This window comes from Stenotrophomonas sp. YJH_SMC_73, assembly GCF_059370155.1.
In genome coordinates this window covers 505,155-518,544 of record NZ_JCAFTJ010000001.1, presented here as the reverse complement: position 1 = coordinate 518,544, position 13,390 = coordinate 505,155, and the positions used below count along the sequence as shown (strand labels likewise).

Below are 13,390 nucleotides of genomic sequence, written 5' to 3'. Positions count from 1 at the left end.
TCAGTCGATGACCATCACCGCGTCGACCTCGAAGCTGGCGCCCTTCGGCAGGCCGGAGACTTCGATGGTGGAACGGGCCGGGTACGGGGCCTGGAAGTAGTCCTGCATGACCGCGTTGACCTTGGCGAACTCGCCCAGGTCGGTCAGGTACAGGCCCAGACGCACGACCTTGTCCAGCGAGCCGCCGGCGGCTTCGGCCACGGCCTTGAGATTGTCGAAGGCGCGACGGGCCTGCGCTTCGACGTCGCCAGCGCCGACGATGTCGCCGGTGGCCGGGTCAAGCGGGATCTGGCCGGAGAAGTACACGGTGTTGCCGGCGCGCACGGCCTGCGAGTACGGGCCGATGGCGGCGGGGGCCTTTTCGGTGTTGATGATCTGGCGGGACATGGGTCGCTCCGGTGCTTTGGGGGAAAACAGAGCGGTGATTGTACCGGGTGGGCGCGGCATCGGCTGGGGGTCGGATCCGTTTCCCGGCGGGAAACGGATCCGACCCCGTATGTCGTGTGCGCGGAACGTCATCCACGCATGGCGTGGACCTACTGGCGGCGTACCGACTGCACGACCGACAGGCGGCGCAGGCGGCGCATCACTTCGGCCAGGTGGTTGCGGTCGCGCACCTGGATGTTGAACGCCAGCACGGCGGCGTTGAAATCGCGATCCAGGTAGTCCACGCGCTCGATGTTGGAGTGGCTCTGCGCGATGGCAGCGGCCAGCTGTGCCAGCACGCCGGTGCCGTTCTCCACTTCCACCACCAGCGAGGTGTCGTAGTCGCCGGAGACGGTGGTGTCCCAGCCGATCGGCACCCAGCGCTCGGGCGACTTGCGCAGCTCGGCCAGGTTCGGGCAGTCCATGCGGTGCACCACGATGCCCTTGCCGGCGGTGTGGTAGCCCATGATCTCGTCGCCGGGAATCGGCTGGCAGCAGCCGGCGAAGGTGACCACGCCACGCTCGCTGCCGTTGATCAGGATCTTTTCCTGCGAGTGGTGGCGCGAATGCGGGCCGCCACGCAGTTCGGCGTAGGCCATCAGCGCCTGCGCGGCCTGGGTCGGCATCCAGTTGCCCAGTGCGACCTCGGCCAGCAGGGCTTCCAGGCGCGGGAAGCGGTGTTCGGCCAGGAACGCATCCAGGCGCCCCTTCGGCAGCCGCTCCAGCGACGAATCCATCGCTTCCAGCGCACGGTCGAGCATGCGGTGGCCCAGCTGCACGGCATCCTCGTGCTCCAGCTGCTTGAGCTGGTGGCGGATGGCGGTGCGCGCCTTGCTGGTAACCACGAATTCCAGCCACTGCGGTTTCGGCGTGGCCGAGCGTGCGGTGATGATCTCCACCGACTGCCCCGACACCAGCTTGGTGCGCAACGGCACCAGTTTCTTGTCCACGCGCGAGGCCACCGCCATGTTGCCGACGTCGGTATGCACGGCGTAGGCGAAATCGAGCGCGGTGGAATTGCGCGGCAGGGCCAGGATCTTGCCCTTCGGGGTGAACAGGTAGACCTCGTCCGGGAACAGGTCGACCTTGACGTTGTCCAGGAACTCCAGCGAGGAACCGGCGGCACGCTGCGAGTCGATCAGCTCGACGATCCACGCGTGGGCACGGCTCTGTGCGCTGTTGGGCGAATCGCCGCCGAACTTGTAGGTCCAGTGCGCGGCCACGCCGCGTTCGGCGATCAGGTCCATTTCCTCGGTACGGATCTGCACTTCGATCGGCGAGCCATACGGCCCGAACAGCACCGTGTGCAGCGACTGGTAACCGTTGGCCTTGGGAATGGCGATGAAGTCGCGGAAACGGCCATCCAGCGGCTTGAAGGTGGCATGCACCGAACCCAGCGCGTGGTAGCAGCTGGGCACGCTGCGCACGACCAGGCGGAAGCCGAACACATCCATCACCTGGTCGAAGGATTTGTTCTCGTCGCGCATCTTGTTGTAGATGCTCCACGGGGTCTTGATGCGGCTGATCAGCCGATGCTCGATCCCCTCCTTGGCCAGGCGCTGCGACAGCTGCACTTCCACCTGCGCCATCGCCTCGCGACGCACCACCGGCTGGCTGCGGATGTGCTTCTCGATGATGGCGTGGCGCCACGGGTACAGCGCCTTGAAACCGAGGTTCTGCAGCTCGCTCTTGACCAGGCTCATGCCCAGGCGCTGGGCGATGGGCGCGTAGATCTCCAGCGTCTCGCGGGCGATGCGGCCGCGCGCTTCGCGGCTCTGCGCACCCAGCGTGCGCATGTTGTGCAGGCGGTCGGCCAGCTTGATCATGATCACGCGCAGGTCGCGCGACATCGCCAGCAGCATCTTGCGGAAGCTCTCGGCGGCCGCCTCCTGGCGGTCGCGGAACTTCAGCTTGTCCAGCTTGGTGACGCCGTCGACCAGTTCGGCCACGGCTTCGCCGAACTCGGCGGCCAGCGCCTCGCGGGTCAGCGGCGTGTCTTCGATGGTGTCGTGCAGGATCGCGGCGATCAGCGCTTCCACGTCCAGGCCGAGCTCGGCCAGCACCTGGGCCACCGCCACCGGGTGGGTGATATAGGGCTCACCCGACTTGCGCGTCTGCCCAGCGTGCGCGGAGGCTCCGACTTCCCAGGCACGGCGCAACAGCGGCAGCTGTTCCGGCGGCAGGTAATGGGCGGCGCGTTCAAGCTGGAGGACGTAGTCGGGTACGGCGGCAGTGGGGGCTGCGGCGACCTTGGCAGTGGGGCCTGGGTTCATGCCCGCAGCCTATTCCAGCGCGACGTTTACGGCAAATCCTGAATGCGAAACAGCCCGCACGGGGCGGGCTGTTCGGTGTATCCAACGATTACGTTGATCGATGCGATCAATCGTCGTTCTTGGACATGTCTTCGTCAGCGACCACTTCGGCGGCAGCCCACTCCAGCGCTTCGCGCTCGGCGCGCTCACGCTCGGCCTTCTCGACTTCGTCGATCAGCGCGTTGTCGATCTTGCGGGCGGCGATTTCGCGCAGCGCCAGCACGGTCGGCTTGTCCTCGGTCTCGCTGTTGTCCAGCGTGGCCTGCACGCCGTTGGCGAGCTGGCGGGCACGCTTGGATGCCATCATGACCAGTTCGAAACGGTTGTTAACGACTTCCAGGCAATCTTCTACGGTGATGCGGGCCATACGGGCTCCCGGCGACCGGTCGGCCGCTCAGTCGAATGAGGGAAAGGGGACGGAGTGTACTGGCAGGGGCTGGACAAAATCAAGCCAACCCCTACCCGATTCTTTTGGAATCAGTCAGTTGCGCCCGGATCGGGAGTCAGCAGGGCCTGGATCAGGCCGGCGTGGCGGACCTTCTGGGCCTCCCGGCGCAGGCGGCTGGCGGTGAAGATGGCGCACAACTCGTCCACGGCGGTGTCGAACACCTCGTTGACGATGACGTAGTCGAACTCGTTGAAGTGCAGCATTTCATCGCGCGCCGCGCCCAGGCGCTGGGCGATGACCGCCTCGCTGTCCTGGCCGCGCTTGCGCATGCGATCCTGCAGGGCCTGCCTGGACGGCGGCAGGATGAACACGGTGACCGTGCCCGGCACCAGCTGGCGCACCTGCTGCGCGCCCTGCCAGTCGATTTCCAGCAGCACGTCCTGGCCGGCGGCCAGCTGCGGCTCCACCGACTGCCGGGCCGTGCCCTTCCAGTCGCCGTGCACCCACGCATGCTCGAAGAAGTCGCCGGCGGCGATCATTTCCTCGAACCTTTCCGCAGAGACGAAATGGTAGTGCTGGCCGTTCACTTCCCCCGGGCGCATCGCGCGCGAGGTGAAGGAGATCGACAGCGCGATCTGCGGGTCACGCGCCAGGGTGGCATTGACGATGCTGCTCTTGCCGGCGCCGGAGGGGGCGGCAACGATGTACAGCGTGCCGCGCGCAACGGCGTCCGACGGCTTCGACGGGGCGCTCATGCGCGGAACCCAACTGGTTGATTTCGCAAAATTTTTCCTCGGTGTTCCAGATCCGGCGCGGAGGATCGCGCCAGGACGGCGGGGGCTGCGCGGAACATCCTGGAACCAGGCCCGGCAGACGCTTCCCCGGGGGGGCGGGCACGCAACTTTACCAGAGCGGCCCCGTTGCGCGCCCGCCCCGCCGGCGCCGGGCCTTGTGCCACATGGGCGTGCGGGGGCCTGTGCTATAACCGGGCCGTACCCAACGACAGCCCGGAGGCCCATGCCTCCCCGCCATCCCAGGAGAACGGCATGCCATCGATGAGCCGCCGCCAGTTCCTGAAAGTGACCGGGACAACCCTGGTCGGCTCCAGCCTGGCATTGATGGGCTTCGCGCCCGGCATCGCGCTCGCGGAGGTCAGGCAGTACAAGCTGACCCGCGCGACCGAGACCCGCAACACCTGTACCTACTGTTCGGTGGCCTGCGGAATCCTGATTTACAGCCTCGGCGACGGCGCCAAGAACGCCGAGCCGAGCATCTTCCATATCGAGGGTGACCCGGACCATCCGGTCAACCGCGGCACGCTGTGCCCGAAGGGCGCCGGCCTGGCCGACATCATCCACAGCAAGTCGCGCCTGCTCTACCCCGAGTACCGAGCACCGGGCTCCAACGAGTGGAAGCGGCTGAGCTGGGACGATGCGCTGGACCGCATCGCGCGGCTGATGAAGGAAGACCGCGATGCCAACTTCGTGCAGAAGAACGACGCCGGGCAGACGGTCAACCGCTGGCTGACCACCGGCATGCTGGCGGCCTCGGCCACCAGCAATGAAACCGCGGTGCTGACCCACAAGGTCGTGCGCTCCCTTGGCATGCTGGCATTCGACAACCAGGCACGTGTCTGACACGGCCCGACGGTGGCAGGTCTTGCCCCGACGCTAGGCCGTGGTGCGATGACGAACCACTGGGTCGACATCAAGAATGCCGACCTGATCCTGATCATGGGTGGCAATGCCGCCGAGGCACATCCGTGCGGATTCAAATGGGTGACCGAGGCCAAGGCACACAACAAGGCCCGGCTGATCGTGGTCGATCCGCGCTTCAACCGCTCGGCCGCGGTGGCCGACGTGTACGCGCCGATCCGCACCGGTACCGATATCGTGTTCCTGGGCGGCCTGATCAACTACCTGCTGACCGAGGACCGCATCCAGCACGAGTACGTGCTGAACTACACCGACATGCCGTTCCTGGTGAAGGACGAATTCGCCTTCAAGGACGGCCTGTATTCGGGTTACAACGAAGAAAAGCGCAGCTACGACCGTTCCAGCTGGGACTACGCCTACGGTGACGACGGCTACGTACGCAGCGACCCGACGCTGAAGGACCCGCGCTGCGTCTACAACCTGCTGAAACAACACTACGCGCGCTACACCGTGGAGATGGTCGAGCGCATCTGCGGCACGCCGGCCGACAGCATCCGCCAGATCTGGGACATGATCGCGTCCACCGCCGGCAAGGACAAGGCGATGACCATCCTGTACGCGCTGGGATGGACGCAGCACTCGATCGGCGCACAGAACGTGCGTGCCGGCACCATGGTGCAGCTGCTGCTGGGCAACATCGGCGTGGCCGGTGGCGGCATGAACGCGCTGCGCGGGCATTCCAACATCCAGGGCCTGACCGACATCGGCCTGATGTCCGACCTGCTGCCCGGCTACCTGACGCTGCCGAGGCAGGACGAGCAGGACTACGACGCCTACATCGCCAAGCGCACGCAGAAGCCGCTGCGCGCCAACCAGATGTCGTTCTGGCAGAACTATCCGAAGTTCCACGTCAGCCTGATGAAATCGTGGTGGGGCGATGCCGCCACCGCCGACAACAACTGGTGCTTCGATTACCTGCCAAAGCTCGACAAGCCGTACGACATGCTGCAGGCGTACGAGCTGATGAACGAGGGCAAGATCCACGGCTACATCTGCCAGGGTTTCAACCCGCTGGCCTCGGCGCCTAACAAGGGCAAGCTGATCAGCGCGTTCTCCAAGCTGAAGTTCATGGTCAGCATGGACCCGCTGGAAACCGAGACCATCGCCTTCTGGCAGAACCACGGCGCGTTGAACGACGTCGACCCGAGCACGATCCAGACTGAAGTATTCCGCCTGCCCACCACGTCCTTCGCCGAGGAGAACGGCGCGGTGGTGAACTCCTCGCGCTGGCTGCAGTGGCACTGGAAGGGCGCCAATCCGCCGGGTGAAGCGCGCAGCGACATCGAGATCATGTCCGAGCTGTTCCATCGCATCAAGGCGATGTACGAGAAGGACGGCGGTGCGTGGTGGGAGCCGGTGCGCGACCTGGCCTGGAAGTATTCCAACCCGGAGCTGCCGACGCCGGAAGAGCTGGCGATGGAATACAACGGCAAGGCGCTGGCCGACGTGTTCGATCCCAAGGACCCGACCAAGCTGGTGCGCAAGGCCGGCGAGCAGTTGGCCGCATTCGGCGACCTGCGCGACGATGGCAGCACCTCCTCCGGCTGCTGGATCTACATCGGTGCCTGGGGCCCGACCGGCAACATGATGGCGCGGCGTGACAACAGCGACCCCACCGGCATCGGCAACACGCTGGGCTGGGCCTGGGCGTGGCCGGCCAATCGCCGCGTGATGTACAACCGCGCGTCGTGCGACGTGGCCGGCCAGCCGTTCGACCCGCGCCGCACGCTGCTGGCCTGGAACGGCAAGAACTGGGGCAGCGTGGACGTACCGGACTTCAAGGCCGACGAAGATCCCGCCGGCGGGATGGGCCCGTTCATCATGAACCCGGAAGGCATCGCCCGCTTCTTCGCCAAGGCCGGCATGGCCGAAGGGCCGTTCCCGGAGCACTACGAGCCATTCGACACGCCACTGCGCAGCAATCCGCTCAGCCCCGGCCAGGCACTGACGCTGAACAACCCGGCCGCCCGCGTATTCGCCAGCGATCGCGCACAGATCGGTTCGCCGGACGAGTTCCCGCATGTGGCCACCACCTACCGCCTGACCGAGCACTTCCACTTCTGGACCAAGCACGGCAAGTTGAACGCCATCATCCAGCCCGAGCAGTTCGTCGAGATCGGCGCGGCCTTGGCCGACGAGCTGGGCATCAGCAACGGCAGCCGCGTGCGGGTCAGTTCCAAGCGTGGCCACATCGAAGCGGTGGCGATGGTGACCAAGCGCATCAAGGCCCTGCAGATCGATGGCCGGACCGTGCACCAGGTGGGCGTGCCGATCCACTGGGGCTTCCTCGGTGCGGCCAAGCCCGGATACATCGCCAATACGCTGACCAACGCCATCGGTGACGGCAACTCGCAGACGCCCGAATCGAAGTGCATCCTGGTCAAGGTCGAGAAGGTGTAGGAGACACGCCATGTCACTGCAATCGCTGGACATCATCCGCCGCTCGGCCACCACCACGCCCTCGCCGGAAGCGCGCGGTGCGCACACCGGCCAGGTCGCCAAGCTGATCGATGTGAGCAAATGCATCGGCTGCAAGGCCTGCCAGGTCGCCTGCATGGAATGGAACGACCTGCGCGACGAGGTCGGCAGCTGCGTTGGCAGCTATGACAACCCGCCCGACCTGAGCGACCAGTCGTGGACGGTGATGAAGTTCCGCGAGTACGAGGACGAGAAGGGCAAGCTGGAGTGGCTGATCCGCAAGGAGGGCTGCATGCACTGCAGCGACCCGGGCTGCCTGAAGGCCTGCCCGTCGCCGGGCGCGATCATCCAGTACGCCAACGGCATCGTCGACTTCCAGGAAGAGAACTGCATCGGCTGCGGCTACTGCGTGACCGGTTGCCCGTTCGACGTGCCGCGCATTTCCAAGAAGGACCACAAGGCCTACAAGTGCACGCTGTGTTCGGACCGGGTGGCGGTGGGCCAGGAACCGGCCTGCGTGAAGACCTGCCCGACCGGGGCGATCACCTTCGGCAGCAAGCAGGCGATGACCGAGCACGCGGCCGGCCGCGTGGAAGACCTGAAATCGCGCGGCTACGAGAACGCCGGCCTGTACGACCCGCAGGGCGTGGGTGGCACCCACGTGATGTACGTGCTGCAGCATGTGGACAAGCCGGAGCTGTACGCCGACCTGCCCAAGGACCCGCGGATCAGCCCGATGGTGGAAGTCTGGAAGGGCGTGGCCAAGCCGCTGGGCGTGCTGGCGATCGCCGCCACCGCCTTCGCCGGCTTCCTGCATTACATCGGCATCGGCCGCAACACGGTCAATGACGAGGAAGAAGAGGAAGCCGAACACGAGGCGAAGAAGATCGAAGAGGAGCAGCGGCCATGAAGTACGCCCCGCACCCGCGGCAGATCATCCGCTACCGCGCGCCGACCCGCATCAATCACTGGATCGTGGCGATCTGCTTCGTGCTGACGGCGCTGTCCGGGCTGGCACTGTTCCATCCCGCGCTGTTCCCGCTGACCCAGCTGTTCGGTGGCGGCCCGTGGACGCGCATCCTGCATCCATTCATCGGGCTGGCCATGGTGGTCGGCTTTGCGTTTCTGGCGTTCCGCATGTGGCGCGACAATCTGCCGACGGCCGACGATCGCGCATGGATGCGCGGCATGCGCGATGTACTGCGCAACGAGGATGAGAAGCTGCCGCCGGTGGGCCGCTTCAATGCCGGCCAGAAGCTCCTGTTCTGGGCGATCATTGGTTGCCTGTCGGCACTGCTGCTGACCGGCTTCGTGATCTGGCGGCAATACTTCAGCCATCTCTTCCCGATCGGGCTGATCCGCTTCTCGGTGCTGGCCCATGCGTTGTTCGGTTGGGTGCTGGTGTGCGCGATCGTGGTGCACATCTATGCGGCGCTCTGGATCAAGGGCTCGGTGCGGGCGATGACCCAGGGCAAGGTGACCTATGGGTGGGCGTACAAGCACCACCGGCAGTGGTTCCGCGACATCCTGCGCGGACGTCGGGAAGAGGGGTAACGGCAGGGCCTGCGGCCCTGCACCTGCAGAGGCGCCTTCGACAGTTCCCCGGTGCTTTTGGTAGGTGTCGACCTTGGTCGACACGATGAACACGCCAACAACCGATGGGGTCAGATCCGTTTTCCTGTGGAAAACGGATCTGACCCCGACCATTTCAAATGGCCTACAGTGCGCTGGACGCCAGCGCTGACAACGGCGAGGATGGAGGCTGGTTCTTCTGGCTGGCCCTGCATGGCGCAACGCATCCTTGAACCCGGTGAGATCGAGACGCTCGCCTCGCGCGACGTGCCGCGCATCATCCTGCCTGATACCGGGTCGCTGTTCGCCACACGCGCGGCGCGCCTGCGCAGCCTGGCCGCGCACAGCGCCATCGGCGGTTACCTGCAGCTGCTGGCGGCATTGGCCGATGCACAGCAGGCGCTGCTGGAGGAATTGACACCCCAGCAACGCGAGGCGCTGCAGGACCACGCGCGCGCGCAGCAGTCCAGCGCGGCCGCCAGTGCCGGCATGCCGTTGCGGCCCGCCAACACACTTCATCTGGACGGGCGCTGGCGCGACTGGCTGCGCACGCTGTGCCGGCACTGCGCCGACGAAGCGGGGCTACCGGCGGAAACACGGCAGGAATTGCTGCGCGTCGCCGCCGCCGACGACACCTGGCTGGATGCGCAGGCCCACGCCGTGCTGGAACGCGCTGACGCGCCCCCGGTCGACGCGGTCGCTGCGCTGCTGGTGATGAATGCGTTGCAGGTGTATTGGGCAGTACTGGCGGCCAGCTTCCGCCCCAGCGACCTGAAGCCGCTGGCCGATGCGCCAGGGCTGTGCCCGCTGTGCGGCACCCTGCCGGTGACCAGCATGGTGCAGGCCCGCCCGCCCTATGCCTCCTACCGCTACCTGTCGTGCTCGTTGTGCGCCTGCCAGTGGCACTACGTGCGCGTGCAGTGCAGCCAGTGTGGCGCCGCTGGCAAGGACATCGCCTATCGCGCCCTGGCTGATGCCGACGGCGATACCGGCCAGGCGGTGCGCGAGAGCGCGGTACGTGCAGAAACCTGCGACCACTGCCACAGCTACCGCAAGATCCTGTATCTGGAAAAAGATCCGTCGCTGGAACCGGTGGCTGATGACCTTGGCACGCTGGCGCTGGACCTGCTGCTGGGCGAGGAAGGCTATGCACGCGCCAGCCAGAATCCGCTGCTGTGGCAATCCGACGGCGAGTGAGGCGATGACAGCCACGCCCCCCACCCCGGCATCGGCTTCCGCGCTGCCCTCGCTGGACCGGTTGCTGCGCCTGCCTGCCTTGGCAACACTGATCGAGGGCCACGGCCGCAGCCGCATCACCCAGTTGCTGCGCGTACATCTGCAGGCGCTGCGTGAGCGCATCAGTGCCACGCAGCTCTCGGCAGAGCAGTTGCATCAGGCCATTGAAGGCCCGGCACTGGTCGCGGCGCTCGACGCCGCACTCATCGCCGATGCACGGCTGAACCTGCAGCCGATGTTCAACCTGACCGGCACCGTGCTGCATACCAACCTGGGTCGCGCCCTGCTGCCCGAGGCCGCGGTGCAGGCCGTCACCCGCGCGATGACCGCACCGGTTGACCTGGAATTCGACATCACCCGCGGCCGCCGCGGCGACCGCGATGCACGGGTGCAGGCGCTGGTCTGCGAGCTGACCGGTGCCGAAGCCGCCACCGTGGTCAACAACAATGCGGCGGCGGTCCTGCTGCTGCTCAACAGCCTGGCCAACCGCCACGAGGTGGTGGTGTCGCGCGGCGAACTGGTGGAGATCGGCGGTGCCTTCCGCATTCCCGATGTGATGCGCAGTGCCGGCGCGCGGCTGCTGGAAGTGGGCACCACCAACCGCACCCACCCGGCCGACTTCGCCCATGCCATCGGCGCGCGCACCGCACTGCTGATGGAGGTGCACGCCAGCAACTACGCGATCACCGGCTTCACCGCCAAGGTCGGCACCGCGGCGATGGCAGTGATCGCGCACGACCATGGCCTGCCGTTGGTGGTGGACCTGGGCAGCGGCAGCCTGTGCGACCTGGCGGCCTTCGGCCTGCCACACGAGCCGACCGTGCAGGAAACACTGGCGGCCGGTGCCGACCTGGTCTCGTTCAGTGGCGACAAGCTGCTGGGTGGGCCGCAGGCCGGCATCATCGCCGGCCGCGCCGACCTGATCGCGCGGATCAACCGCAACCCGCTCAAGCGTGCGCTGCGCATGGACAAGATGGGCCTGGCCGCGCTGGAGGCGGTACTGGCGCTGTACCGCGAGCCGGAGCTGCTGGCGCAACGGCTGCCGACACTGCGTACGCTCTCGCGCACGCAGCAGGACATGGATGCGCAGGCCCAGCGCCTGCTGCCGCCGCTGCGCTCGGCGCTGCCGACCGGCTACATGCTTGAACAGGCACGGATGCACAGCCAGATCGGCAGTGGTGCGCAGCCACAGGCGCAGCTCGGCAGTGCCGGCCTGCGCATCACCACTGCGCAACGTGGTGGCCTGGACCGCCTGGCCAAGCGCCTGCGCCAGCTGCCGCGACCGGTGCTGGGCCGCATCGGCGAGGACGCATTGTGGCTGGACCTGCGTTGCCTGGAACCGGCCGACGAAGCGGACTTCCTCGCCCAATGGAGCATGCTGCAACCATGATCGTCGGCACCGCCGGGCATATCGACCATGGCAAGACGCGCCTGGTGCGGGCACTGACCGGCATCGAAACCGATCGCCTGCAGGAAGAACGCACGCGCGGCATCTCCATTGAACTGGGCTACGCCTATGTCCCGGTGGAAAGCGCGAACGGCACAGGCCCCGCCGCGATGCTGGGTTTCGTCGATGTGCCGGGTCATGAGCGCTTCGTCCACACGATGGTGGCCGGCGCCACCGGTATCGATGTCGCCCTGCTGGTCGTCGCCGCCGACGACGGCGTGATGCCGCAGACCCGCGAGCATCTGGCGATCCTGCAGCTGCTGGGCGTGGATCGCGGCGCGGTGGCGCTGACCAAGATCGACCGCGTGGACGCCGCGCGCATCGCCCGGGTCGAGATCGAGATTGCCGCTTTGCTGGCCGGAACGCCGCTGCAGGGTTCCCCCGTGTTCGCCTGCAACAGCACGTCCCCCGATGACGCAGGCATCAACGCCCTGCGCGCCCACCTGCACGCATGGGCCGCCGGCGATGCCAACGCGCGCCAGGCCGCGCTGCGCAGCGAGCTGTTCCGCATGCCGGTGGACCGCGTGTTCTCGCTGGCCGGCCACGGCACATTGGTGACCGGCGCGGTACATGGCGGCGGCGTCACGGTGGGCGAGCACCTGCAACTGATGCCCGCCGCCACCGATGTGCGCGTGCGCAGCATCCACGCGCAGAACCAGGCCAGTGACCACGCCATGGCCGGGCAGCGCTGCGCGTTGAACCTGGCCGCCATCGCCCGCGACGAGATTCATCGTGGCGACTGGATTGCCGACCCGCGCGCGCTGCTGGCCACCACCCGCGTCGATGTGCGCCTGCGCTTGTCCGCACGGGCAGCACCACTGCGCGACTGGGCACCCCTGCACATCCACTGGGGCACGATGCACCGGCAGGCCCATGTGGTGCTGCTGGAGGACCGTGACCAAGGTGATGGGCAGTTGGTGCAGCTGGTGTTCGATGCACCGGTCTGTGCGATGTGTGGTGATCGCTTCATCGCCCGCGATTCCGCCGCGACCCACACGCTGGGCGGTGGCGTCGTGCTCGACCCGGACCCGCCACAGCGGCGCCGGCGCAGCCCGGCACGGCTCGCCTGGCTGGGCGCACTGGAGCAGCTGGCCACAGGTGCGGGAATCGGCCCGCTGTTGCAGCAGGCGCCCTTCGGCATTGCCATGGCCGCGCTGCAACGCTACTGCCGGCGCGCGGCCGACCGGATCGATCTTCCTGCAGACGCACAGCGCATCATCACCCGCGAGGACACGGTGGTCATCCTTGCCTCGCACTGGCAGGTGCTGCACGAGCAGGTGATCACATCGCTGCGTAGCTGGCATGAGCGACGCCCGGACGAACCCGGTGTCGACAGCGGGCGCCTGCAACGCAGCACCCTGCCCGCGCTTGCGACGGGGCTCTGGAATGCGCTGCTGCAGGACCTGCTGGACGACGGCAGCGTGCAACGCGTGGGCGCCTGGTGGCGCCTGCCCGGCCATGACCATGCGCCACCGGAACGCGAGCGCCTGCTGCTGGAACGCGTGCTGCCGCAACTGCACGCCGGTGGCTTCGATCCGCCGTGGGTGCGTACTCTGGCCGCCGACTTCGGACTGACCGAAGACGATGTCCGCGCCGTCCTGCGCCGCGCCGCCGCACGTGGCGAACTGTTCCAGGTGGTGCCGGACCTGTTCTATGCACCCGCGCGCATTGCGGAACTCGCCGCGATGGTCGCGCAGCTGTCACAGGCCAGCGGCGCGGTGGATGCGGCGGCCTTCCGCGATGCCATCGGCCTGGGCCGCAAACGCAGCATCCAGATCTTGGAGTTCTTCAATCGCGTTGGCTACACTCGACGCGTCGGTGACCAGCATCGGCCGCGCGGCGACCTGCAGTGGAACGCAGCCCGCGACTGAGCCCA

At 67.0% G+C, this 13,390-nt stretch carries 10 protein-coding genes; 6 read left to right on the top strand and 4 right to left on the bottom strand.

What is annotated here, in order from left to right:
- From AC5P8R_RS02350 to gmk, 4 genes are all read right to left on the bottom strand, one after another.
- Nucleotides 1-387, bottom strand: coding sequence for a RidA family protein (locus tag AC5P8R_RS02350; protein WP_005418954.1), 387 nt, complete (start codon nt 385-387; stop codon nt 1-3).
- Between the two features lie 149 nt (nt 388-536).
- On the bottom strand, nt 537-2,699 hold the full coding sequence (locus AC5P8R_RS02345) for a RelA/SpoT family protein (protein WP_005418955.1): 2,163 nt from the start codon (nt 2,697-2,699) through the stop codon (nt 537-539).
- Between the two features lie 106 nt (nt 2,700-2,805).
- Entirely contained in the window at nt 2,806-3,105 is a 300-nt protein-coding gene (gene rpoZ / locus AC5P8R_RS02340; RefSeq protein ID WP_005410877.1) for a DNA-directed RNA polymerase subunit omega, read from the bottom strand.
- A 110-nt stretch (nt 3,106-3,215) separates the two neighbouring features.
- The gene (gene gmk, locus AC5P8R_RS02335; protein ID WP_014648271.1) at nt 3,216-3,881 is read right to left on the bottom strand and encodes a guanylate kinase; all 666 of its coding nucleotides are present in this window, start codon (nt 3,879-3,881) and stop codon (nt 3,216-3,218) included.
- A gap of 291 nt (nt 3,882-4,172) precedes the next feature.
- On the opposite strand from gmk, the gene fdnG reads away from it, so the two are divergent.
- The 6 genes from fdnG (at nt 4,173) to selB (ending at nt 13,385) form a co-directional block, all read left to right on the top strand.
- A complete protein-coding gene (gene fdnG, locus AC5P8R_RS02330; protein WP_495222955.1) occupies nt 4,173-7,241 on the top strand; it encodes a formate dehydrogenase-N subunit alpha in 3,069 nt (1,022 codons plus the stop codon).
- A 10-nt stretch (nt 7,242-7,251) separates the two neighbouring features.
- A complete protein-coding gene (fdxH, locus tag AC5P8R_RS02325) occupies nt 7,252-8,169 on the top strand; it encodes a formate dehydrogenase subunit beta (RefSeq protein WP_005410881.1) in 918 nt (305 codons plus the stop codon).
- Complete coding sequence (locus AC5P8R_RS02320; RefSeq protein WP_049440476.1) at nt 8,166-8,813, top strand: formate dehydrogenase subunit gamma; 648 nt, start codon at nt 8,166-8,168, stop codon at nt 8,811-8,813. The genes fdxH and AC5P8R_RS02320 overlap by 4 nt, the downstream gene beginning before the upstream one ends.
- 231 nt (nt 8,814-9,044) lie before the next feature.
- Complete coding sequence (gene fdhE / locus AC5P8R_RS02315; RefSeq protein ID WP_032956068.1) at nt 9,045-10,028, top strand: formate dehydrogenase accessory protein FdhE; 984 nt, start codon at nt 9,045-9,047, stop codon at nt 10,026-10,028.
- 4 nt (nt 10,029-10,032) lie between these two features.
- A complete protein-coding gene (gene selA / locus AC5P8R_RS02310) occupies nt 10,033-11,457 on the top strand; it encodes an L-seryl-tRNA(Sec) selenium transferase (RefSeq protein WP_495222954.1) in 1,425 nt (474 codons plus the stop codon).
- Nucleotides 11,454-13,385 carry a selenocysteine-specific translation elongation factor gene (selB, locus tag AC5P8R_RS02305; protein ID WP_495222953.1) on the top strand — a complete coding sequence of 644 codons (1,932 nt, stop codon included), beginning with the start codon at nt 11,454-11,456 and terminating at the stop codon, nt 13,383-13,385. The genes selA and selB overlap by 4 nt, the downstream gene beginning before the upstream one ends.
- Nucleotides 13,386-13,390: the final 5 nt, after the last annotated feature.

Coding starts and splice junctions, on each gene's coding strand:
- rpoZ (WP_005410877.1), bottom strand. CDS start 3,105: ATGGCCCGCATCACCGTAGAAGATTGCCTGGAAGTCGTTAACAACCGT.
- gmk (WP_014648271.1), bottom strand. CDS start 3,881: ATGAGCGCCCCGTCGAAGCCGTCGGACGCCGTTGCGCGCGGCACGCTG.
- fdhE (WP_032956068.1), top strand. CDS start 9,045: ATGGCGCAACGCATCCTTGAACCCGGTGAGATCGAGACGCTCGCCTCG.
- selB (WP_495222953.1), top strand. CDS start 11,454: ATGATCGTCGGCACCGCCGGGCATATCGACCATGGCAAGACGCGCCTG.
- AC5P8R_RS02350 (WP_005418954.1), bottom strand. CDS start 387: ATGTCCCGCCAGATCATCAACACCGAAAAGGCCCCCGCCGCCATCGGC.
- fdxH (WP_005410881.1), top strand. CDS start 7,252: ATGTCACTGCAATCGCTGGACATCATCCGCCGCTCGGCCACCACCACG.
- AC5P8R_RS02345 (WP_005418955.1), bottom strand. CDS start 2,699: ATGAACCCAGGCCCCACTGCCAAGGTCGCCGCAGCCCCCACTGCCGCC.
- selA (WP_495222954.1), top strand. CDS start 10,033: ATGACAGCCACGCCCCCCACCCCGGCATCGGCTTCCGCGCTGCCCTCG.
- AC5P8R_RS02320 (WP_049440476.1), top strand. CDS start 8,166: ATGAAGTACGCCCCGCACCCGCGGCAGATCATCCGCTACCGCGCGCCG.